Source organism: Neolewinella agarilytica, from assembly GCF_900110645.1.
In the GTDB taxonomy this organism is placed as follows: Bacteria; Bacteroidota; Bacteroidia; order Chitinophagales; family Saprospiraceae; genus Neolewinella; species Neolewinella agarilytica.
Genome location: NZ_FOFB01000026.1, coordinates 26,936 through 49,522 on the forward strand (window position 1 = coordinate 26,936; position 22,587 = coordinate 49,522).

The following is a 22,587-nucleotide window of genomic DNA, read 5'->3' on the forward strand; positions in this document are numbered from 1 at the left end:
ATAGAATTCAATATACTTAGGCTATGTATATAACCCAATGCTTGATCCGTCTCCATTTATTGGAAACGTATTCTGAAGCGTTTCGCAGTAGCCAATACCTTGCAATCATTGTTCACCCCTAAAACATAGTATAATGGGTAAATCACAGAAGCCAAAGGTTAGCAAACCACGCAATTGGCCAAGTAAGAACCCCGGACAAAAGTCTGGCGGTAATCGAGACAACAACCCAAAGCAGTCTCGTTAGTATATTTACTGTAGGTACGGCGCTACTTTGAAGTGTCGTACCTACTCCTAAACACGAAATTTCATGTTCTTATTTATCTTACTCTATTTAGTCGTTTACGTTACAATCTTAACCTGGACCTTTACTAAAGCAGAGATCGCTCAAGAGTACGGTGTGACACGGCCTACATTAAGGAAATGGATTCGATACTTCAGTTCGCGAACTGATTATGAGACGTGGAAGCGACGAAGAAAATTTTCAGGCAAAGAAGTTTTATCACTCATTTGTGAACTTGGCTGGCCTAACAGCACAAACTGTCTCACTAAAGGGCAGATCAAAGAGCAGTGCGAAACTGAGTATCAAACTATAACTGACATGGTTCAGCTGAACGCGGCAAAGCTCGGTATTGATATCAACGCATATCGTAACGTTGATATATTTCCGCCTTCGTTATCACAGCGTATAGTCGCAGTAATGGGATAGCAGACCCAATCAAGATTACCAGACAAGTATAATTTAAAAGGCCTCTGCATTTTCTCTCGTTTCACATAGCTCACAAAAGAAGCCGCCTCCCCAATAAAGGAAAGACGGCCCACCAAAACGCATAACATGAAATAGTTGCTATGCGACCTGTAATGTCTATGCTGCGGCAATAGCGCGATCTTTCGCCTGAGCGATCGATTGAACCGTACGGGTACGGTTAAAGACTTCGATATCCGCCAACTCCTCAGCTCCTTCGGCTATACCTGTTTCCAGGGCTTCAAGAACGAAGGAAAGAATGATGGGGTCTTTGATCACGTTTTCAAGAACGGGTACCGTCAGGTCAGTAACAACGTACTCCTGGACTTCAGGATTCAAGATGAAAGCATCGAGGACTTCCTCGGCTTGCCCGGCGTTGTCAGGATCTTCGTCAGCCAATAACTCTGCAGCACCAAGCACAGGGACAGAGAGTAAAGTCAGACCACGCGAAAGGCGTGGGTTAACGATGCTGGCAATCTTTTCTTTGATCACACCTGCAGCCAGCGGAATGGCTTCTACGGAGAAGAAGGATTTTACAATGGCGTTGACCTGGCCACCGTTGTCTGGGTTGCTGTCTGAGATAGCGCGTACCAGGTTCTTACAACCCATCAACAGGGCCATGACCAGCGTCTGCAGCGCAGGTGAAGGAATAAAAGATATCAGCCGGGGAGCGTAGATATCAAGAGCGCGGGCAATAAGGCCACCGGCGAAGCCTGGGATAATACGAGTCTTCATGCGAAAAGCATTTTGGGTTAAAAAATGATCCGCAATCGGAAAGATGGAGAGCCAACTCCTTTGGGTTAATGCTATGAGAACTATCTGTTTTTGATCCAATAGAGCCCGGCGAATAGCATCACTCCGGGAATCAGTATTGAGTTGTTGTTTGTTGTGCCAACCCCGAAAAGCGTCTGCTCATTGCGGGCGTGTGCTTGTACTTCGCTAGACTTTGCACGAAGTCCCTGATAAGCTAAACGGGCATTTCTCAATGCACGTTCCAAGGGTGCTGTAATGTCTGCTACCTGCTTGGGAGTTGCTCCCTGAGCCGCTAGTCGACTTACTTTAGCCTTCAGCTCCTTATCGATGTCGAAAACGGTTTTTTTCGCCTCTTCGAGCTGAGCGTTGTACTGGCGTTCAACGGGGGAAAGCTGAACTGCAGATTGTATGTTTAAACGCTCCTCCAGCTGGCCGAAGGTGGTCCGTCTGTTAATGATCGATGCCAGGCGCTGCGCAAATTTCGTTTCGCTGTTAACCTGGCCAGATCCGCTACCGTAACCACTTCGGGTAACGAGCCATTCATATAACTCATCTTCGTGTGAATTAGTGAGCGCCGGCACTTTGCGCCGAGCGTTGCCAATCCATCGACCTACGTTATTGATGATCGTTTTACTGTCTGCCTGACCGTTTGACATTGCTTCCAATGCTCTCCAGGTCTTTCCGGTCGGAGAAAGAAAACTGAAGGCCAGGATGGTGTTTGCATTCCGGCCTTCCAGTCGTTTTGCGTTCGCTTGCATTGCACCTGCGTCCGCGCCTGATTCTCGTTGTCTTCTGTAGAAGGTCGCGCGTTCTAGGTCAGTTTCTTTTGTACTCAGGGTATTACTCTCCAGCGCTATCTTTTTCGCTGCAGCCAGAGAACCAGAAAACAGTTTGGCCGGAATAGAACAAAAGCCACGACTGCCTATTTTTTCACCCTCAGCGCAAAGCTGGGTAAATGCTTCAAAGCGGCTATGACCGGAAAGCACGAAGAGCCCACCAGCTGGGTTTTTCCAGACGGTAATTGCGTCCATATTCGCCCACCTAAAAGAACCTGACTTCACAGCCTCCATAATGTTCTGAACACTGCGCAGACTGTACGGCGCAGCGCGGTTCTGAAACCATTCATGAGCGACGCGAATGTCCTTCAATGGTATCAGGTCGATCCCCGAGCTCCTGCCCTTTCCGGCCGGACCAAGTTTTACACCATCTTTGCTTTTCAAGCCCTGATGCCAATTACAGGCTCCGCGACGCTTGTGCGTCGAGTAAGTCCCATCTTTACAGGGATAGATAACACGGGGCTTTTTACGTAAGATCATGACAAGAGTATGTAAGTCAGTGCGGCAATCGTGACGGTGGCCAGGACGTTTCCTCCTGACGTAGTGGGCATTCCTTCAACGTAAACGAAGCTATCAATTCGGCGCAGCCAACCACGTAGGAAAACGTTCTGGGAAGAGTCGTTGGCTACAATATGATGATAGTATTGGCGGCGCCGATTTTTATACGCATCGTGTACTGCCCGGGGTGGCGCTGAAATCAGTGCTGCATGGGTATTGGGGCCATATCGGTTATCCGGAGTAACGCCAAGAACTTCCTGCATCAGGCGAACGCCCTGGCCATGATTAATTATCCCGTCCAAGAAGATATTCGCCACTTGCTGGTCTGGAAGCTGATCGCCGGAGATGCGATCCCAATACAGCCGCTTAAAAATGGATATCGCTGTACTTCTGGGCATGGTGCGCATATCACTTTCAGATGGTGGCCGCCCGAGGTGTATTTCGTAGACTTGTGCATTGATGCCCCAATTGGTTCCTACCAGTTGCCTCAGGGAATTATAGTTTCCTCGATCCTGTGGTAGTTTCTGATAGCCCGCTTCATGATCGGCTACGATGTTATAGGCAATTTCAAAATTAGCCATTGGAATCGGGGTTGTCTCTTCCTCTCCTGGCATGGAATGGGGAACAGGAGGAGGGGTGGCAGGAATGGTGTCACGAATAATTTCAGGAACCGGTACAGGGACAGCAGGAGCGACTTTCTCCCTTATCAGAAAGTAATAGGCGAGCCCTACGACGATGGCCAGTGCGACAACAATTAAGAAGGTATTCATAGGGGCTATTTGTGGGAAAGAGAAGCGCGGCAGAAGGCCATCATTGATGCTCGTGCTTTTTTCAGTAGTGCCTTGTTTGGGTATACAGGGTGACCATACTGTGAACTGGCAAGGAACCGATTTCTCTTTCCTTGCTTTTTTAGCTCTTGGTTAATCATTGCCTCGAAAGCACGCGCCCAAATTTCATTATTGCGAATCCAGTATTCAGGTGCATCCTTGATCCTCTCTCTGTAAGCATTCATGCTCCCATCTGGATTAAGCATAATCTTTGCCAGAGCGGTTTCCATTAGTCCGCGTGGCGTTTTCCGGCCACGCTCCGGTAGGTCAGTGCTGGTGGATCGCCACGCACGTAGATCACGTTGTCGAGGCCAAAGGTGGAAGTCTATTGCGTGACCATATTCATGGGCCAGGGTACCAGCTCCCTTAGTCCGAGTTAGGTTAATCAGGATGTAGCGGGAATTATAGGTAGCAGCGGCTCCACCACCTTTCCCTCTTGCGCCGTAGGCGATGGCCAGGGTTCCATTAAGACCAATTCTCTTTTGCGGTGTACGTAGAATTTGAGCCAGATCCGTCAGACTTTCATCGATGGCCACCAGGGCTTGCTGTCGTTCGTCCTGTGGCACCCAATTACCAAACTCAATACTGTGAAGTCCGAACCTCTCTACTATCGCCGGTGCATTGGCCGTGTACACCGTGTAGCGTTTTTTGCGTCCAGAATAGTCTTTCTCAGTAAGCCTCTTTTTCTCCAGCCAGTAGGAGTCTACCCGACTACCTGGTTTAATTGGCGTAGTATCGGTCGCCTTTCGAGCAGAGCCAATTGGCAACGCCCTCACCTCTCCGAGTGAAGGCAAGAGTTGGCGATCTTCAGCGGGAAGACTGTAGTACTTTGTCACGCCCATTGTTGCGATCGCTCCGTAGCCTAGTTGCCCAACTAAGGAGTTAGCATCAAAAGTCTTTTTCGCCGCGTAGGCAGTCCCTAATAGCAAAAGCCAGGGCGGAAGGCGAAACAGTCCCAGAAGACTATTCTCGCCTTCTCCTGAAGCTCCTGGCAGACTTCCACCTCCACAAGTAAAATCTACAATTGGCGGAAGATATTGAAGCTGGTTTAGGTGCCCAATGATTTGCGCCCTGGTGACACCTGCCCCAGAGAGCGTTCTCACCATCTTGTAGCACTTTTCCCCGTCAGGTTTTCTTCCCGTCAACGCCATAAAGACCAAAGAAGGGTAAATAGTAACTCCTACCGACTCCGGTGGCACTGAAGAAAAAGGGCTCCCTTTTACCTCCTCAAAAATGCTATCAACTGCCGGATGACGGTCGTAGACAAAACTTTGCAACATTGCGCTGAAAGCAACATTGCCATCATTGAACCCAAGGAGGAGAAATTTCATGGCTATTGATTTTCAAAAGGTAAAGGAACTACCAGCCTTCAGGCAGCAGCGAAACATCCGCGACCTCAAGAGAGGTATAGGTTGGGTACTTGTCTTTAGCTTCTTCATGAAGCAGGTCCAGCACTTTAGCTTCAGTAGGTGGCACAACCATCCCTTCCACTACATCATCCTCGATGCGAATATTCACGTACTGGTGAAAGCCGTGGCTGGCGGGCATGGCCACGCCGATCGTTGGCATACCTAAGCGGCCGGTGAACTGGTATTTTTGAGGCGTAGCATTGAGCTGAGCGACTTTCGCGCCTGCACACTGGCAAGGCTCCTTCAGCTTCGCCTCCAGCTCGCTAATGCGTTGGTGGGCGGCGGCGACGCTGCCTTGCTTTGGGGCTTTCTTTTGGTTCGTTTTGGTATTCATGGTTACTTAAGTTGAGGTTCAGAAATCTGGTCATCACGGACAGCTATGCCACCGACACCAGTAGTATTGTTGAATTGATCTTTGAGGGGATATTTCCAGCTGTGCCAGGCGATTATTTTGTCGCCCATTCGGGAATACTCGATGTTATAGATGACCCGGTCTTCTGTTAGAACTTTAAGGTCATTTTCCCGGTAAGTCCGAGCTAAATCCTTATCCGGCCAGATCTCCAGGTCTGTCCGGAATAAGATGGAATCCGGATTAATGCCGTTCGGGATGGCCAGGCTCAAATCAAAGGCCCGATTTTTATAGTTGTAGTGGCCCGTGCTAAACTTTGCCCACTCCGGTAAGGGGCTGGATCTTCGTGCAGAACTCAAAAACGCAAAGCCTTTCTGAAGTGCTTTTAGCTCTTTCGATTGTGTACTGATGGTTGCCTGATACGCTGCCTCTCTGACTTCTGCTCGTTCAATCTGATAATTGTAGTCCAGCCGGTTCTGGTCGCGCAGCTCCGTATAGCCCCAAACCAGTACCACCAGTACTGCACCAATACCGCCTTTAGCGACATTGGCCAATATCTTTTTCCAGTAATCGGAGAGGATTATTTGCGGGGTCATTACTTCAGGATTTTTACGGTGAATATTCCACCGGCGGGGTCAGCAATAGACGCCGAAGAGTTGGTTACTCGTACAGTGACAGTATTCGCAGATGATACCCAGGCGAAGTAGCTTAAATCAGGAGACACGGCAGAGTTCGGAACGCCAAGTGCGACGGCATCACCGAGGGCTGCACCCGCTACAGTGATAGTGAGATCTTCGTCTGACATGGAGGCAATGCCTGGGTAGTCTAGGGTGGCGGTGGCGGTTAGATTTCGAGATGCAATTAGAGCTTCGGTCTGTGACAAGGTTGTCAGAGAATTAGAGGACAAAGCAGGTAGAGCGTTCGTAGCTTCACGACTACCAAAATTTCCATTAAAATCAAATGAAACATGGCTACCTTCTGCTTGCGGGACGACGTTCCCTTCTCTTAGAAAATATAGATTACCTTCAGTTGAATTAAGTTCTTTTCGCGTCCTGACTTCTCTCCAATAAGACTCTGTCCCCTGACTTCCAAAATTAGTCACAAAAGCAAAGCGTCCTGGCCGAAAGAAGTAAGGATTATTGTTTTTGTGCGTAAGAGCTAAAGCCCCATCCACATAGACAGACATAGAGTCCAGTCCTATTTTTCTCCATTCGATTTCATGCTCTGTGTCTGTTGACAAAACGTTGCTTGCAGTCGTATAAAGTAAGTTTCCATTATTGATGTTTCGGAACAATCTTAGATCATTACCCCAAGCCAAAAGCATCACTCCTACTGATGACGGATGATTATCTAGACCCATAACAACTCCTCCACGGCTGCTGGTATTGATCCTGTCGTAAGTATAATTAATGGTCACGGAACTGTCTGGGTGAAAATAGCCAGCGTCAGTCCATTCGGAGATATAAACCGGATTACTGTTTTCGAGATACACAAAGTCTCTCTTCGTACCTGGCAAGACTTGGAGATACTTGTTTCCGTTACGCTCTGTAATTACTGGTGCAGCATCATACACCTCCCAGCTTACAAGGGTATCTCCCAACGATGTCTCTTCAATCGGGACAGAAAAATTTTCAATAGTATCAACTACACCTGAGATAGTTGTCCCCTGTTTCGGTAATGTTTTCGCAGCTGTAGTAAGCTGATCATAGGCAGCATGGAAGACTACATCGTGTCCTAGTGTGTTCGGGTGTACTGGATCGCCCAACAAGGCGTTACCTCCATTCGTAGACATTGCAGACTTCGGGTCAAACATCCTGACGCCATACTCTGAAACCATCGCTACCATTGAATCACGAAACTCCTGTTGTATTTCGAGGGTAGCAGCTGTATCGGTAAAACCTGTTGAGATTGTTACCTCATAAGCGGCAGGAATATCATACCAGTAATCAAGTGCCACAACTATATTTTCAGGAGGATAGCCCCTATCAAGAATAATTGAATCAAGAGATTCGCGGTAGTCATTTATGAATGTACTAACGCTGTAATTACCTCCAATATCCCAACGGAAATCATTTGTCACGTATGCAAGAAAAAGAGGATTGAATTGAGAGTCAAAGTCAGGCACTACACCCGCTGCAATACGGTCAATAAAGTTATCTGGGTGAGGTAGGCCAGTAACAGTGTTAATTGTGTTTTGCACAGTAGACCCACCAACAGCGCCATTTGATTCAGACGCATTAAACGCATCTGCTAATTTCCTAGACCATCTATTTTCCTCGCGGGGTGTTGCTACCTGTCCAAAGGTTATGCTGTTTCCATAATACCGGAAAACGCCACCTTTCAAGTCGAAGGGGTAGGTTTTACCTGTTGGCGGCTCATAAATAGCGAACAATGTGTTTTCATCAATAACACGGAAAGCAGGAATTACAATTCTGTCGGGAACGGTGTCAGTTAGGTATCGATTTACATAATACATCTTACCTACTGCGAAATTGTGTCCAGGTGCCTCTACAATACCTGTACTAATTACTTGGAAGCGATCTTGATCAATCAGTTGTACAATTCCTGAATGTCTACCTGTATAATGCGCATCACTGTAGGTGAAATAGTTATTGACAGCTCCTACGGCATCTCCCGAAACGAACCCATGCAGAGGTTGATAGTACGTGCGTGTGCGTATGTATGCCTGCACTGTATCTCTTGCCACTGATTGTGCGTAGGCCTGGTCAGTCAGGCTATTGGCTGTAAGTTGCGCCTCAGAAACTCCTCCAGCCAGCAACGTATCACGCCCCACGACAACCCCATCCCGCCAATACTGCAAAATAGAGTCCTGAACTAATCGCGTACTATCCACCATCCCAACGGTCCCAGGCGTAAAACCCTGGCCCGCAGACTGCCCAAAACCAGCCACCGAAACCAATACCAGCAAAAGGATTAAAATTTTCTTCATCGGACGTAGGATATTATAGCCTCCGCACCAGTAGCATCGATGCGGATTGAGTTCTGTAATAGTTTGCCCTCGGCTGCACTCCAGGCAGTAGACCAGCCGGTTGGATAATTGATCCGCTCACCATCCAGGACGACGCCAACCGGGCCGCTGGTCACGTAGATAGAAATACTGTTATAGGTGGCAGCTGTGAGCGTCGTGTCTACGTCTGCAGCTGGGAAGTGACCAGGCAGGTTTAGTACATCGCTGCATATATCCACGCAGTCGCTCAATATGACAGGATCCGGCGTGAGCTCGGCGCAAATAGCTGGAGACACATCACAGAAAGCCGTTTCATTCGAGTTCTGAGCTCGCAGAGAAGTATTGATATCGAGCTCAGGCTGAAGCTCCAGGGGAAACAGTCTGTCATAGCCCACGTAGATGGCAAATTCGCTGGTGAATATGCCTTCACATTCTTCGTTGTAATTGTTGGTGTTGGTAGTCGCTCCGATGGCGGGAGTATTCAGTCCAACCAAACCATTGGGCGTTGTGGCCGTGATCAAATAGTCCGCGTCTCCTGGTCGTGGCTGGGTGACGTAAGGGAAAGCAGGTTCATGTAGCAACTGCGTGAAAATCGAAACGTTATTCCCAAAACTGGCAGAAGTCGTAACCGCGTTAACCGTTGATGGTACTGCCTCATTCAAGACAAGAAGGAAAGCCGCTGCCATTTCCGTAGCGTTACCTCCGTCAAATTCAAAATCATCTGGGTCGAGCGTAAGTGCAGGATAGGACGCCTGAACGGTTTGAGGATTCAGATCTATACTGATCACTGAAGAAGAGGAACCAGAATTGTAAAGCCGTAGGTCTACCTGATCAACGTATTGACCAGGAGCCGTGAAAGTCCATAAATACTGCAGTCGGGTATTTGCGCTGATCGCTTGCGTATGGGTTAAGGTGTCACGGTGTACGGTAACGCCATTAACCTGGCCCTCACAACGTCGCCGGACAACCTCTTGGAATTCTACATCGAATTCCTGATCTACCCCTCCCCTTATTGCTGTCACTCGGTGATTCTCCTGGGTAATGGTATACTCACACTGACAATCTTCATATAGATCATCGAGAGGGTTACGTAATGAGGTGCGCAAATCAAAATCCTCACAAGTGAAGAGAGTGCCTGTAGACGCATAAACATTACCCAGAACCGGGTCAATATCAATTACATCAAGCGTAGCCATATTCATCATTCGCTTGAACCGCACCAGCTGGCCAGGTGCAACACTGTCCACCATGCACCAGCTTACGTACTCAGCATCGATCCGGTTACCCACTTGGGCGCGGACGCAGGTGCAGAGTATGCCGATAAAGAGCAATGTGAGGAGTATGCGCATGGTGTAAACTCAAAAGTTTAGTTTTCGACGATCACCGTCAGGATGGTTCCGGTTGCATCCCAGGACACCGCCGGAGCCGTTCGGTATTGTTGAGTAGAATGATTGTAATTCGCCTTGAACGAAGTGCAGCTCCCAGGGATTAATATTGACGCAGCGGCATTGATGGTCACGACTGCATTAGAGGTGCCATCATTACATATTTCATAGCTGAAAGCTCCTGCGGCAAAAGTCCCCGTGCCCGTAGAATTGGTTCTGCTAATGGTACTCGTTATTGAAGTCGTACAAGGCCCCGTGTAAACCGTTCCGGCGACTGTGTAGGCGGTGGATAGGTCAAGCCCGAAATCGGCCGTAGCGGTCGCCGTAGAGGTATTGTCCGTAAAGACAGCTACCCGGTAAAAAGGCGTTCCTGAATCACAGAGTGAGAGAACCGAAACCGTATAATCAGGGCCACCGCCACCACTGCCACCATCACAAGCGCCAGCCGTTGGGGTGCCGGTCAGCGTATAAGCGGCACCAGCAGCGTCTACGTAGCCCAGGGAAGTCGGGGTTGCTACACCGACGACATACTGCAGAACCTGAAAGGCAGTAGTCCCATCATCACAAACAGGAACAAGTTCGATGTCTACGATGGGACCACCGACCTCCCCTACCTGTGCAGAAAGGTTGAAAGAGAGTGCGGCCAGTAGACAGACCGCAAAAAGGAGTTTTGCAAAAAACTTCATATCGTGTTTGGATTGAAGGTGGAAGAGGATGGATAAGCGACGTCAAGCCAGAAAGTCTTTCCGTCCGGGTTATTGATGATGACTTCAGGGACGAAGTCTTGTTTCAGGTTTACACGGTCTGTTTGTGCCTCCTTTGCGAAGGAGCCACCGTAAGCGATTGCCTCACCGTTGACGGTGATCTGGCCGCCCGTAGGATCGGCGTGTCTCAGGTATACGCTGTACGCACCAGCGGGTAGTGTTAGGCTTCCGTTGCGGTCGCCGCGAAACTGCTTTTGCACTCCGGCCGTAACCGGAGCGACATTCACAGCGATATTATCCAGGGCGACGTTTATCATAGCGGCCGCACCTTCTTTTCTCATTTCAGGCATGGCTTAGTGTTTGCGCCGCATAACGCGGATATCGAGATAATTACCGGGCAGGGTAAAGGGTGGATCAGCATCCGCTTCAGCTGGTAATGGAGTCTTTGTAGGCGTTTCGGTGAGAAAGCGAATTTGATATGCGTGATCGATCCCTGGGCCCGCCGTGTCGCCTTCAATGAAGGCCTCACCCGGAAGAAGTATTTGCTGATCGTCAATCAATACCGGAGCTTGTCCACGGTTGATAAAGCGAACGTGCACCATACCGTCATGCCGAAAGCTTCGGTCATCCTGGTATTTCACTTCCCGGACGATCTCCAGCTTTGCGCCGGTGAGTCGCTTCAGCAGTAAAACCATACCGCGAAGATTTCCAAGAACATCATGGGTCGGTTTGATCACGTTCATTTCACCTGATTTATGAGCATGGAGAGATAGGTCTTCGCCTGGCCGGGGTCGGACTGCGCGAAGAGCACAACTGCCCGAAGCGCGTCATTCGGGTGAATGTCAGGGATGAGCTGGCCGAGAGCAAACAGGTCGTTGTAAGCCTGATCCATGCTCAGGGAACGAGAAGCGGCCGCGCTGCCTGCTGGCGGAGATGCTGGTACTTCGTTAATCGGCGGTGCCGGGGTTTCCCCCGCGCCCATCGTCCCGAGCTGAGGAGTAGGCTTATTGACTAATCCTTTCAGAATGTCAATGCCACCAGCTAAAAGCTGCTGTTGAATGCCGGGCTCCATGAGCCCTTCAATCTCCGCTTCTTTCTGGTTAACCTGTTGCGTTAGTTCCATGATATCTTTCATATCACGAATCCGGCCCTCGAACATTTCCCGCTGAAGGTTCAGCATCGCCTGAGTTTGTGCGTCAATGCCAGCGGTGGAAGTTCCTGAGCTACCAATACCCGCCACTGCACCTGCGGTTGCGCCCCATTGCACGTAGTAGGTCGGGCTATTACTGGTGTTGTCCGAAACGTTGCGTTTCAACGTCACCTTCCCTACCCCACCGGGAGACTGCTCGACGAACATCTGAAATTGCATCCAGCTGTATTCGAGCAGCTCCTCTTCGGAGATAACGCCGTCCGCATCGGGGCGAAACTTGGTCATGAGCTCACGCGACCGCCGGGCATTGTGAATCGTCCAGTAAGGCGATTCCTCAATGAAGAAGCGGTGCATGAATTGCTCAACGGTAAGGGTGGAGAATGCTGCCATTACTGACGGACGTATTCAATTTGAATTTCGAGAACGGTGTTGTTTTGGATACTCGCGCCATTCTGTACGACCATCGCACTATCTGACATCGTGATCTTTCCAGGGAGGCTGAGCTCAAAAGGACAGCCAGCTTCATTAGCCGCGAGGATCTGGCTCAGGTAGAGGTGGGTAACCACCTCATCAGAACCGTTTCGGAGCGTGATGTAAGCCGTGTCAAAAATTGCTTTGGCTGCAGTAGTGCTACCGTCACGCAATTGAATAGCGGGCGGCGTCACGTAGAGGCCAACGGCATGATGACCTTCCACCGTAGAGCGCTCCTCCAGCCGGTAATCTTTCACGTTCGCCTTCAGGGGAACGATGATGTTTTCCCGCCAGACGGCCGGGCCGTTAGCACCTTCCCTGAAGGCACCACGGGGGATGTTTTCGTAAGCCATTGCTTCGGATTAGAAAAAGGTCCGGACCAACCGGAGCCAGCCCGGACCTTTTCAGCGATTAAATTGGTTTGCGGCCTTGCCTACTTCGCAAAGAGGAAGTTGTTGGCACCTTCCAGGATGGCCCCGTCAAGGATCACATACAGGAAGTTCTTACGGTCAGCAGTACCGGCAATGAGGCTGCGGTCCTGACCATCTACGCGGAAAGTGAGGTTGCTCTTATCCGCACCGGCAAAGCCGATGGAAGCCCCCAGGGGAACGATCTCACAACCGTTACGAACGTTCTTGGTGGTGCCGGAAGACTGTGTCTCCGGAACGCGGCAGAAAGGCAGCGTGGCGTGGTCCTCAATGCGCTTATTCGTACCGCTGGTGAGCGTGAACTTGGACATGAAGACGAGATTCACCTGCTGCGCTTCAGTCAGCTCTCCGGCATTAGCTGCGGGGCCGTCAAAAATGGCAGCGTCAGCATGACTTACCGGAAGAGCAGCGGACAAAACAGGAACGCCATTGACCATCGGAGCTCCCAGAACGCCAACGCTCATTCCGACAGCCAGGAAGCCGTCCCGATCGCTCAGACCGATAGAAGGGAAATACTTCTGGTCTCGTTCGTTGATCGAAACCAGGTATTCGTTTTTATTGGGGTCCAGCTCAACGATGAGGTGAAGCTGGTGAGGACGGGCTACGTCCTTGCTCATTCCCATGGAGACGGCCATTTCCTGTGCCATCTTAGTGGCAATACCACGATTATTATTGGGGTACATTATTCTTGATTATGGAGTAAGGAGAGGGAGGAAGAGCCAACTTCACAAGGTCATTCCGTGGGAAACTGCATCGCCTAAAGCGTTGCCATTTCCAAGTTCTCTACGCCAAGCATGGCGGGGCTGTCATAATTACTACCACTGATGCTCAGGGGGATTTCCGTCAGGCTGGTGCCGAGGCCACCAAGACGTTGGTAGATATCACCAGCGGAGCCAATCGCCACGAATTCCGGTGCGAACTTCTGGCCAAGCTCAATGGCTCCCGTGGCAGCCATACCAAGACCTGCCATCTTCAGGCGGCGGTCTTTTACCGTTGTTGCCAGGTAGGCACCTCCGGCCGCTTTCAGGACGGGAATTACCTTACCAAGCATATCAGCTTGCCCTTCCGGGATGTAAGAGTTAATTAATTTGTTGGCCACTACACTAGCGAGAGCGCCAGCGGCGACGGCCAGGCCGTCTTCCATGGTGACCTTAGTAGAGCGGGAGGACGATTTACGACGTGCCATACCTGATACTTTGGATTTGCAACCACACATAATTAAGGGGGGTTGTTGAGGTTTAAGAATCACCAGGACGCAAAGCGCGGCCGGTGGGTTGGATTACTTTTTACGACGTTTGGTAAGCTTGCGCTTTTTCTTCGTTGTGCCGATACCAGCACTACAGCCCCGATTGATAACCTTGTTGGCTGAAGCGGTTGCCTCTGTTCGTGTCTTGTTGCCCTTTTTTACGGCGTCATCTATGTAGGCTTTCTTTGCCTTGTTAAGACTCGCCTTAGTAGTGCGCCCAGCGCAGTGACTGGCTTTGGCTTTTTGCAAGCGCTGGTATTTTGTGGTCTTTGCCATGATGGGGGAGATTGATTTTGATTAGTGATTAAGCCAAGGCTTTAAGCAGCAGGAGTCCACCACCACCCAAAAGCAATGGCGAAAGGCTCCCCCCACCCTGCCCGGTGGCGTTGGCCTGTCGTTGTAGACGGGCCTCTTCCTCGAAGAGTGTTGGATCTGACATTGTAGATTGATCGACGGTACCAGCATCAGCGGGAGATTTTTTGAAAATGCCCGCTATCTTCTCCACGATCTGAACTACCACCGTAATGGCGGAAACAATAGCCGTGATGACGGCTCCAACTTGGGGCGCTCCACCTTCAATAGCGATCTGCTGGGGTGTTTTACCGGTTTGCTCCAGGATGCCGTTCAGGGCAAGTCCTTTAAGCTGCTCGGGATCGAATTTACCGAGCTTCTGGATAAAGTTGAAAGTCTTGTCTTGCGCCTTGATTCGGTTTTTGATAGCCGGACTTTTGACCTTATTCCGGCCCTTCAGCAGACTAAAAATGAAGAATGGCCCCATTTTCTTGCCAATGCCATTAAAGACCCAATTCACAAACTTTTTGAAGACGCTGGAAATCGCCTCTCCCACCTTCTTAAACCAGTCTTTCACCTTACCAAAAAGTCCGCTTACACCTGCTGGTGTTGGGATGGCAACGCTAAAGTCGGGGAAAGCTGGCCGGCGCTTCTTCGTGCTGTCCTTCAGGATGCTTAACACTGTTTTCCGGAGCGTTAGGTTTTTCACCGAACCGATACCGGAGATATCACCGCGACGCATCGCGACGGCAGCGGCCCGGAATTCAGCCTTATTTCCCTTTTCTGGCGTTACCCTTTCCAGGATATCAAAGCGATCCGCCCAGAGCCATTGGTCCAGCTCTCCAGCCGTCATTTTCGTGACGTCGGTATTCGGGTTGATAGAGGGAAGCTCACGGCCTATTTTTTCAATATCCGCAAGCGTAGTTTTGAGTTGTCCGATGATGGCCTCTTCTGAAGCATTCATATTGATGTTGCCCAGGGTCATAGTAGAGCCCAGCTGGTAAAGACCTGCTTTCACTTTGATGTCTTTTTTCTTGGTGTAGCGCTTCTCCGTTCCGAAGCGGCCACCGTGTTGAACTTTATAGACGACGTCTACCGGTATCTCCTGACCATTCAGGATAGCGACAGGGTAAACGTGACGAAACTCTCTCGTCCCGTAGGCGGCATATCGAATCAAGTGATCCACGCCAATGTTTTGCAGCACTGAGCTGATGAAAGCCGTGTAGCTTTTGCAGTCCCCTACCCTCTTATTGTTGAGGTAGGCCGGTGTTTGCACCCACTGGCTGCCTGCTGGATCTTCTTTGTAGGTGAAATGCCGCTCCACCCAATTGAACAGCCGTTGCAGACCGCGACGAGTGGGCTCAAACTGCCGCGAAAAGGTTTTCGTTTCGTGGGCGTAGCCCTCCACCACGTCTTGCACCACCTGCACAATGTCTTTCGTGCGGTAGTCTTCTTTGCGAAGCGTAGGCCCCTTGGCCGGAGGTGGGATCAATGTGGTGGCTCTACTCATGAAAAGCTGAAGAAGTTCATGGTGAGCCGGACGGGCAACTCCCGCCCATTGGACAGAAAGAGCGATCCGGAAATATCAATCGGTGCCAGCGCTGCCCCTCTGCCACCTTCCAGTAATCTCTGTAAGTGAATCAGAAAAGAACCCGCCGGAACCCGCAAACGAAGAGGCACCTCAACCGTTCGGGCATTGGGCAACAACACATTTTGGTTGGCCCTGATATTTCCCAGGTAACCGCCTTGCTGCGAGAAATTGAGACTAACCGCCGTAAGTCGGATATCCGGTCCCAGGGTTTGCTTCAGAAAAAGCCGAATATCAATAGTTGCCAATACCCGACCAGCTTCAATACGCATAGCAATATCCTGCCGACGAATACCGGCAAGATCATACGTAAAACGGTCTAAGATTGCTCCGGAGACCCGGCTGCCTACCAACTGGTAGAGCAGGGCCAGGCCGCCAGCAACCTTGAGGAGTTGGCTCATATCCTTCTGATTGCGAATCCGAATATGAGGGCAGTCCAGCGGTCACGCTGCAAACAACCGCAGCCACCGCGAATTAGGAATAACCAGCGCAGCACAAACTTTTTAACGCATCAAATATCCTCCGGTGCCCGCTCTCCGATGGCCATTTCTTCAGCCTGGGGCAACTCCTCCGCGTCGAGGTTGGTGATGTTATAATGGCGATATATGTGGGCAGAAAGGATAGGATCGAAGGTCCGGGAACGCTTCAGGTCTTTCTCGTAGCTGTACCCCCACCCTTCCAAGAGCTCGTCCGGTAATATGCGGGACCAAAGCACCCGGTAGGAGACTTTGAAGTACGAAACAAGATCAAATTTGGTGAGGCAACGAGGGCGACGCGGCTTACGCGGCGCATTAGTGAAAGCTGACATACTGAATACAATGAGGATGACTTGGCAAATTCGCCTAAAACAACCTCCGTTCACGCTCAACTTTAGCTTCAATTTAGCCTAACTCTGGCCTTAATTTTGCCTGGGATATTATTACAAATATACATGTGTAAGAACCTGCATACAAATAGCTCCAAACACATATCATTTTTTGCACTATCTTCGTGATGCAATGAGAGCTATGTACACAAGCGATACAGAAGCCCCGCACTACGGCCGTAGTGCGGGGCATTTTTTATTTAGGGTTGCGCTTCTAGGTTAATCATTATCAATTACTAAAAAAGCCGCTGCTGCCTCTGCATCGCTGACACTAAAGGATTCAACCAAAGCATCTCCGTAGCCTTCGCCGTTTTAGCCCCACCGCAGAATGCTCCAGTCTGTGCCGTTTTCGTTCTCTTCTCCCACCCTGCCCTGCCATACCAGTCTTCATACTCCTGGCACTGGTAGCCGGATAGAATGACCATACCGGTTAGCTTATTTGCCCAATCAAATAACTCTTTGTGAGCATCCATTCCCCGGAGTTCATGCTTGTAGTACTTCCCTTTACTGGAACGTGTAGCTCCAGGATAAGGAGGGTCCAGGTAATGAAGTGTATCCGGCCGGTCGTGCTGCTCACAAATTTTCTGGGCAGGATGGTTTTCAATAATCACTCCTTTCAAGCGATCGGTTATCAGTTCCAAAGCCTTTGTATGCTCCTTGAAATCACGTGTTATAATATGATGACCTGCTGTAGAAGATCGCCAGCCATTAGCTTTCCTATCCAACGACTTCGCCGGATTATGTGCCTGCATGGCTAATACAACGGTCCTACGTGCCTGCTCAATCGGTAGCTCGCTAAGCTCGTAGCAAGCTAAAAATTCATCCCTTGAATATGGCGTAAGGTCTAACAATCGTCGAAGCTCTGAAGATGATTCTTTGTCTCGAAGAACCTTAAATAGATTTACGATCTCCTGATTCAAGTCATTATAGATCTCGACACGTGCTGGTTTTTTCTTCATCAATACTGATCCGGCTCCTCCAAAGCCTTCAACGTAGCATCGATGCTTTGGAAAGTGCTCGATTACCCAATCAGCTAAACGCCACTTGCCACCGTAGTAGCGGATTACTGGTCTTGTTGGCACTCTATTCATCATCTTACGTTTTTAAAGCCACCGGAGGACAGCAATCCCACCCTCCGGCAACCACACATTAAAATTTTAGTTAACTGACTGTCAGCACCCTTATCCGTCGCACGTTAACCTTTCGGTTGAAGTTCTTTCGGCAGCGGGGCGAACAGTGTTTCGCGTTGGCCCTGCGGTGGCTTATATCGATGCCACACGCAGGATCAGCGCACCGTCTTACCCCGCCGCCATATTCAGATTGTTCTCCTGGGCGGCCTGCGCGTTTCCCCTCAGCTCCTCAAATTCGATGTAAGCGTCATCGGTGAAGGGCTTGGAGACTTCGGCGAGCTTTTCCTCGTCAGTGAGGGGTCGGTTGCTGTCTTGGTCGTCAGCAGGAGGGGCGGGGGGCGGGCCTTCATTGCCTTTCACCTTTGCTTGCACCTGCGTTCGCGCCTCCATCGTCATTTCTGCCTGCCCCATGTTGGTAGTGATCCGCTTCCATTCGCGGGCGGCTTCCGCTTCGGCGAATTGATCGATGTTATCGATCATACGCTCCGCGACGCGCTCCGTCACCTTCATGGCCAGCTCCGTGCGCTGCTGCCGGTACATGGCCGCCAGGGTAGACTGCAGTTCTGAATCAATGCGGGCCTCCATTGTCTCCGGGGAAGCATTTTTGTAGTTGAAAGCCGTGACGAAGTGAGACGCCAGTAAAATCGTACTCAGCGCCAGCGCAGTCATCCCGATGCCGTCGTACATGGACGACAAATCAACGAGGGGAGTAGTAAGCGCCAGCTGCACCGCACTGATCGCCGTGCTGGACCACATACTGAAGCCAGACATATTCTCCGACATCAGGCGTTGCTCCGGACTGATACCGTCACGCCGGGCAGCAGCATCCCAGCCGAAGGCGGCCACGTCGTAGATGAGTGCGAAGGCAATACCACCCAAGATGGCGGATGCCGTAGGGTGTCCCGTGGGGATCATGTACGCACCGTAGGTGAAGCCAAAGGCGAAGGTGAGCCCGCCGTTCAGCAGCCGCATCAGCGTGCTGAAACTTCGCCACTGACCATTGGCACTAATGGCCGCCGTGCTGATTGAAAACTTATTAGAAAATAATCCCATAACTTTGATAATGATTAGGGGACCGCCGCTCCGTCAAGTTAAGCGGCCCCTGGTTTGAGAAATGGCTCCACTCCCTTCATTGGGGGCGGGGCTGTTTTGATTTAGAAGCGTACTATGACGTTGAGTATGACCATGAGTACGATAAGGCCAATTAGCACCTTGTTGAGGGTCTTATAATTATTCATCTTTTTAATTTTAAGCCCGGACGATCATCAAACAGATCATCATCAGGCAAGTGAGCAGGACCGTAATGATCAGTGATTCGACTACCCGAGGGTTGGGTTCGTATTTCATCGGATGCCTACGGTTAGTTGATCGAGTTTTGCCAGGATCGTTTCTGATTCGTGCTTCCAGGCAGTCGGTACTTCTGTATTCAGGAGTAATCGTTTCAGGGCAAGTAATTCGGCAGTAGTCATTTTCAGCTTACAGGCTTGACCGTCTCTGAATTTGTCCTGCTTTCTTCGGAAAAGCTCCTGCACGTTGCATAACTCCAGGAGCCGGTTGGCTTTATGAGCTTCGGAAACCATGACGCCCGGAATGAAGTGATTGAAAAACCACATTTCGTGCGCCGTGAAGGAAACTTTGTAACTGAGCTCCAGCCGGATATTGTGCGGGGTAGCGGGGACCGGCTTCATCAATGATTGTTGTGATAATGCCATTGGCCCTGCTTGTAGGTGGCCAGGGTTGGCCCGAAGCGGCTGGCGGAACAATCATAGATTTCTGCCCAGGCTACTTTGCCCTTGAATTTGGGCTTCTCGATGACGCCCAGCAGCTGAGCAAGGGCGGCGTCGAAGTTGCGGTTGAATCGAGTGTCTGAAAAGATCGTCCAGGGGCCGTCGAGCTGGTGATTGTGAAAGCGGACGGCCAGCTTCAGCTTTCCGTCGCAGCTACGCCGGTCCTTGCTGCCGCGCTTCGCTTTTCGCTTTGCAGCGGCGTCCGGTGGTGGGGTGGGGGTGGGTTGAACCATGAGAAAAATGATTTAGGAGGCGACCGCGTTGATGGTCGCCTGGGTGGATAATTTGTCTTTGAAAAGTTGGAAGAGCGCCGGACCTCCTTTTTTCTGGAGGCGCTGACGGATAACGCGGAGCGTTTCATCTACGTCGCCGGTCTTGCTGTCGTTGGCCCGCCAGTAGATTTTCAGGCAACGCCCAATCTCCTGGTTGATCGCAGCTTTCTTCAGCTGGTGTTGTTGGGTCTTGTGCCAAGACTTGGAGCGGCGGAATCCGTTGGGGTTGCGAACATCAAACCAGACGGAAGGAATCGGCACGAAGGCCTTTTTGCCCGCCAGGAACCGCCGTTCGAGCCAGCCGCCCACCAGATCGATGCGGTTGACGAACTCCAGCGCCGCCGCTTTCCAGGTGTTGGGATTGCCGTAGACGAAGAACTCCGCCAGGGCAATGCGCCCGCGCTCTTCTTCGTCAGGGGTGAGGTAGCCGGGTTGAAACTGATCGAGCTCGCTCATGGCGTGATCCCACACGGTATCGAGCAGACGGTCCAGCTGCTTGCGCTGCGGCGCGGTGAGCTCACTGGTGAGTTCCTCCATCGTGTCCGGACGGGTAGCCGCGGGAACTTTTTTTCGCGGAACTTTTTTTGAGGGTAAAGTGTCCGGCGGGTTAGTGGCAGGGTTGTCGCTGCTGGGGTGGTAACCCGTTCCGGTATCCGGTTCGGTAGCTTGTTCGGTACCCGGCTGCTGCTGGTCGGCGTCAGCTGGTGCGAACGCATTAGCGTTCGTATCGCTGGAAGCCGTGCCGCTTAATTCATTCAATTGATTGGTACCCTGTCTGGTTACCGAAGGTGATAGGGTATCCGGCAAATTTTGCCGCATAGCGGCCGCTTGGGGCCGCAGGGCGGGGAGGGGGTTACGGAAGATCGAAACAACGTTTCCCGCGTCCCTGGCCGTCGTTTCCTGCAAGTACAGAAGGTCCGTGTTGAGCTGAATTTCAAAACTGGCGTTACTACCGTGGAAGATCTTTTTGAGGAAGCCAGCGGCGCTTAAACGCTTAATGAGGTTGCGCACCGTCCGTTCACACCGGCGTAGCATTTTGGCCAGTTGCACGTTGTTGGTCCTGATCGAGCGAATAAGATCACCCTGCGGACCAGGACGCTTACAAGATTGATAATGGCCCGTTTCCATTTTCAGGAGGCGTACCAGCACTTTCATGGTTTCCAGGTGCGCCCCTTTCAGGCGTTGTCCGCAGCTGAGAGACTTGTTGTGCTGGTCAAATAGTTCCTCCATGAGGATATAAGACTTCGCTGGGTGAATTACTAACATTTTACGCTTGTTGCAATGAGTATGGAAAAAAGGTGACCGGCCCGCGAGCCGGCCACCTGGTTCAACCCGGCCCGTAGGCCGCGCTGCTGAGGTATCTTGAAGAATCCGAAGAGAGAGAATGGGGCCAGAAGACGACAACCAGCCCCCTCAGTAATCTCTCATGAAAACAAATTCTACTCGTGCCGGGGGAAGGAATCGAACCTCCTGAGAACACGCTTGACGTCATGACGTGGCCACGCCCATGCGTGGAAGACCCCGGCTAAAAGCCCCGACCCACACAGGCCGGGGAAAACACACTATTACACCTATTTCGCGCCAGGAGAGGGAATCGAACCCTCCGTTGGGGTGATTAATCTTGGTACTAGCTGAGATCAGTTTAAACCCCGGTTGCCGTCCCTGGCAAATGCCCCTGGTCAATCATAGCCAGGGGCCGAACATCCCTATGTTGAAAATGAAATGAGGTAAGTCTTTACCAGGGGAGTTCTCCGACCTCAATCATCAGGCCGTGTACTCGATCCAGTTCTTTTTTGTTCTTGATTTCCTGCAGGTAGGTCCGCACCATGTAGGGGGCCAGGATCGGCTTCCGGTCGGTGCCGCCAATTCGGATGGCCCGTCGTTGCTTACTGCAAGTCGTGCTGTGCGCCCGGTAAATCGTATAGCCCTTTTCGCCGTTGGCATAAAGGATATCGCCGTCTTCAATTTCGGTGGAGGAATAAAAATTCATCCGCTTACCCGTTTCAATCTGAACGGGCGTGATGAGGGAAAGCGTTGGGGAAACAAGGTCAATGATTCGCATGAAAAAAGGGGTGGGCGCTGAACGCCGGTGCAATGAGAAGTTGAAAAAGCAGAGGGGAGGGTCAGAGTAGGTACACGTCGCCAGCTTTGACGCGCACGGCCAGGGTTTCGACTTCCTGGCGGGAGTAAGTAAAAGGCTTGCACTGTCCGAAAATGGTCAGGTGGCCATGGTCCCGGCACCACTGCAAAAACTTGTGATGGCCCGACTTATTCGGGCGCTTACCGAGAGCAATCGCTACTTCATCGCCGGTCATCCAATCGGATTTCTCTTTCCGGTTCGCCAGTAGCTCGTTGGTACGGCGTTGCTCTTCCAGCAGCTGAGCGTTTACTTCCATCAGCTGCGAGAAGGCTTCTGCCAGCGTGGGCGGTAGGGGAGCGTTTAGAACAAGTCCCATTAGGCGGCAACATTTACACGGCCCAGCTGGCAACCCTGGGGGTGCAGCATCTTATCGAATTCAGAAACGGTGCATCCGTCCAGGCCAGCGCCGAAGTTGATCACCAACTCCCCAAACCAATCTTTGATCTTTAGCAGGTCGGCAAAAGCTGCTAACTCATCAGCCGGAAAATCCCGGGGAGTGTTAATCCGTCGAGTAAGGCGGGTAGTCGTGTAATCCATCCCTAAACGGTGGCCCATTTCGTTGGCAAACTGGCTCCGGGATTTCCCTTGCTCCCTAAGTCGGTCCTCAACGAACCGCTCCAGGGTAGGGGTCACTAATTGTTTTGTCTTTGCGGTAGGAAACATGGCAATGAGATTGTAGTACCCGTCTGCCCGGGCATGGGATGCCCCGTCCGCCCATTAGCAACTTTTACGGGCAAAACTCAAACTT

General features: G+C 51.0%; 28 protein-coding genes. 1 reads left to right on the top strand and 27 read right to left on the bottom strand.

What is annotated here, in order from left to right:
• Positions 1–307 precede the first annotated feature (307 nt).
• Positions 308–706, top strand: coding sequence for a MerR family transcriptional regulator (locus BM123_RS19075; RefSeq protein WP_090171879.1), 399 nt, complete (start codon positions 308–310; stop codon positions 704–706).
• 156 nt (positions 707–862) lie between these two features.
• On the opposite strand, the gene BM123_RS19080 is transcribed toward BM123_RS19075, so the two are convergent.
• From BM123_RS19080 to BM123_RS19210, 27 genes are all read right to left on the bottom strand, one after another.
• Positions 863–1,477, bottom strand: a complete 615-nt coding sequence (locus BM123_RS19080; protein ID WP_090171881.1) for a hypothetical protein — start codon at positions 1,475–1,477, stop codon at positions 863–865.
• A gap of 80 nt (positions 1,478–1,557) precedes the next feature.
• The gene (locus tag BM123_RS19085) at positions 1,558–2,811 is read right to left on the bottom strand and encodes a hypothetical protein (protein WP_090171883.1); all 1,254 of its coding nucleotides are present in this window, start codon (positions 2,809–2,811) and stop codon (positions 1,558–1,560) included.
• The gene (locus BM123_RS19090) at positions 2,808–3,599 is read right to left on the bottom strand and encodes a glycoside hydrolase family 108 protein (protein ID WP_090171885.1); all 792 of its coding nucleotides are present in this window, start codon (positions 3,597–3,599) and stop codon (positions 2,808–2,810) included. The genes BM123_RS19085 and BM123_RS19090 overlap by 4 nt, the downstream gene beginning before the upstream one ends.
• A 5-nt stretch (positions 3,600–3,604) precedes the next feature.
• Positions 3,605–4,987: an LPD1 domain-containing protein gene (locus tag BM123_RS19095; protein WP_090171886.1), complete on the bottom strand. Its 1,383-nt coding sequence runs from the start codon at positions 4,985–4,987 to the stop codon at positions 3,605–3,607.
• Positions 4,988–5,015: 28 nt separating this feature from the next.
• Positions 5,016–5,399, bottom strand: a complete 384-nt coding sequence (locus BM123_RS19100) for a hypothetical protein (protein WP_090171888.1) — start codon at positions 5,397–5,399, stop codon at positions 5,016–5,018.
• Between the two features lie 2 nt (positions 5,400–5,401).
• Positions 5,402–6,010, bottom strand: coding sequence for a hypothetical protein (locus BM123_RS19105; RefSeq protein WP_090171890.1), 609 nt, complete (start codon positions 6,008–6,010; stop codon positions 5,402–5,404).
• Positions 6,010–8,364, bottom strand: coding sequence for an SGNH/GDSL hydrolase family protein (locus tag BM123_RS19110; protein ID WP_090171892.1), 2,355 nt, complete (start codon positions 8,362–8,364; stop codon positions 6,010–6,012). The genes BM123_RS19105 and BM123_RS19110 overlap by 1 nt, the downstream gene beginning before the upstream one ends.
• Complete coding sequence (locus tag BM123_RS19115; protein ID WP_090171894.1) at positions 8,361–9,731, bottom strand: hypothetical protein; 1,371 nt, start codon at positions 9,729–9,731, stop codon at positions 8,361–8,363. The genes BM123_RS19110 and BM123_RS19115 overlap by 4 nt, the downstream gene beginning before the upstream one ends.
• Positions 9,732–9,748: 17 nt before the next feature.
• Complete coding sequence (locus BM123_RS19120) at positions 9,749–10,453, bottom strand: hypothetical protein (RefSeq protein ID WP_090171895.1); 705 nt, start codon at positions 10,451–10,453, stop codon at positions 9,749–9,751.
• Positions 10,450–10,821, bottom strand: coding sequence for a hypothetical protein (locus BM123_RS19125; RefSeq protein WP_139211962.1), 372 nt, complete (start codon positions 10,819–10,821; stop codon positions 10,450–10,452). Before BM123_RS19125 ends, BM123_RS19120 begins: the two co-directional genes overlap by 4 nt.
• Positions 10,822–10,824: 3 nt before the next feature.
• Positions 10,825–11,214 (bottom strand): hypothetical protein, encoded by a 390-nt coding sequence (locus tag BM123_RS19130; protein WP_090171899.1) that lies wholly within the window; start codon positions 11,212–11,214, stop codon positions 10,825–10,827.
• Positions 11,211–12,011, bottom strand: coding sequence for a hypothetical protein (locus BM123_RS19135; RefSeq protein ID WP_090171901.1), 801 nt, complete (start codon positions 12,009–12,011; stop codon positions 11,211–11,213). Before BM123_RS19135 ends, BM123_RS19130 begins: the two co-directional genes overlap by 4 nt.
• On the bottom strand, positions 12,011–12,445 hold the full coding sequence (locus BM123_RS19140; protein ID WP_090171903.1) for a hypothetical protein: 435 nt from the start codon (positions 12,443–12,445) through the stop codon (positions 12,011–12,013). The genes BM123_RS19135 and BM123_RS19140 overlap by 1 nt, the downstream gene beginning before the upstream one ends.
• A gap of 80 nt (positions 12,446–12,525) precedes the next feature.
• Positions 12,526–13,203, bottom strand: a complete 678-nt coding sequence (locus BM123_RS19145) for a hypothetical protein (RefSeq protein ID WP_090171905.1) — start codon at positions 13,201–13,203, stop codon at positions 12,526–12,528.
• Between the two features lie 74 nt (positions 13,204–13,277).
• Positions 13,278–13,706: a hypothetical protein gene (locus tag BM123_RS19150; RefSeq protein ID WP_139211964.1), complete on the bottom strand. Its 429-nt coding sequence runs from the start codon at positions 13,704–13,706 to the stop codon at positions 13,278–13,280.
• A 93-nt stretch (positions 13,707–13,799) separates the two neighbouring features.
• Positions 13,800–14,042 carry a hypothetical protein gene (locus BM123_RS19155; protein ID WP_090171909.1) on the bottom strand — a complete coding sequence of 81 codons (243 nt, stop codon included), beginning with the start codon at positions 14,040–14,042 and terminating at the stop codon, positions 13,800–13,802.
• 28 nt (positions 14,043–14,070) lie between these two features.
• A complete protein-coding gene (locus BM123_RS19160) occupies positions 14,071–15,567 on the bottom strand; it encodes a hypothetical protein (protein WP_090171911.1) in 1,497 nt (498 codons plus the stop codon).
• Positions 15,564–16,046: a hypothetical protein gene (locus BM123_RS19165; RefSeq protein WP_090171913.1), complete on the bottom strand. Its 483-nt coding sequence runs from the start codon at positions 16,044–16,046 to the stop codon at positions 15,564–15,566. Before BM123_RS19165 ends, BM123_RS19160 begins: the two co-directional genes overlap by 4 nt.
• A gap of 110 nt (positions 16,047–16,156) precedes the next feature.
• Positions 16,157–16,453, bottom strand: a complete 297-nt coding sequence (locus tag BM123_RS19170) for a hypothetical protein (RefSeq protein WP_139211965.1) — start codon at positions 16,451–16,453, stop codon at positions 16,157–16,159.
• 293 nt (positions 16,454–16,746) lie between these two features.
• Entirely contained in the window at positions 16,747–17,604 is an 858-nt protein-coding gene (locus tag BM123_RS19175; RefSeq protein ID WP_217642191.1) for a DNA adenine methylase, read from the bottom strand.
• Positions 17,605–17,808: 204 nt separating this feature from the next.
• Positions 17,809–18,693 (bottom strand): hypothetical protein, encoded by an 885-nt coding sequence (locus BM123_RS19180; protein WP_090171916.1) that lies wholly within the window; start codon positions 18,691–18,693, stop codon positions 17,809–17,811.
• A 290-nt stretch (positions 18,694–18,983) separates the two neighbouring features.
• On the bottom strand, positions 18,984–19,352 hold the full coding sequence (locus tag BM123_RS19185) for a hypothetical protein (RefSeq protein ID WP_175489468.1): 369 nt from the start codon (positions 19,350–19,352) through the stop codon (positions 18,984–18,986).
• Positions 19,328–19,660 (bottom strand): hypothetical protein, encoded by a 333-nt coding sequence (locus BM123_RS19190; RefSeq protein ID WP_090171919.1) that lies wholly within the window; start codon positions 19,658–19,660, stop codon positions 19,328–19,330. The genes BM123_RS19185 and BM123_RS19190 overlap by 25 nt, the downstream gene beginning before the upstream one ends.
• A 12-nt stretch (positions 19,661–19,672) precedes the next feature.
• On the bottom strand, positions 19,673–20,965 hold the full coding sequence (locus BM123_RS19195; protein ID WP_090171921.1) for a hypothetical protein: 1,293 nt from the start codon (positions 20,963–20,965) through the stop codon (positions 19,673–19,675).
• Positions 20,966–21,434: 469 nt separating this feature from the next.
• On the bottom strand, positions 21,435–21,761 hold the full coding sequence (locus BM123_RS19200; protein ID WP_090171923.1) for a hypothetical protein: 327 nt from the start codon (positions 21,759–21,761) through the stop codon (positions 21,435–21,437).
• 61 nt (positions 21,762–21,822) lie between these two features.
• Positions 21,823–22,155, bottom strand: coding sequence for a hypothetical protein (locus BM123_RS19205; protein ID WP_090171925.1), 333 nt, complete (start codon positions 22,153–22,155; stop codon positions 21,823–21,825).
• Positions 22,155–22,502 carry a hypothetical protein gene (locus tag BM123_RS19210; RefSeq protein ID WP_139211967.1) on the bottom strand — a complete coding sequence of 116 codons (348 nt, stop codon included), beginning with the start codon at positions 22,500–22,502 and terminating at the stop codon, positions 22,155–22,157. The genes BM123_RS19205 and BM123_RS19210 overlap by 1 nt, the downstream gene beginning before the upstream one ends.
• Positions 22,503–22,587 lie beyond the last annotated feature (85 nt).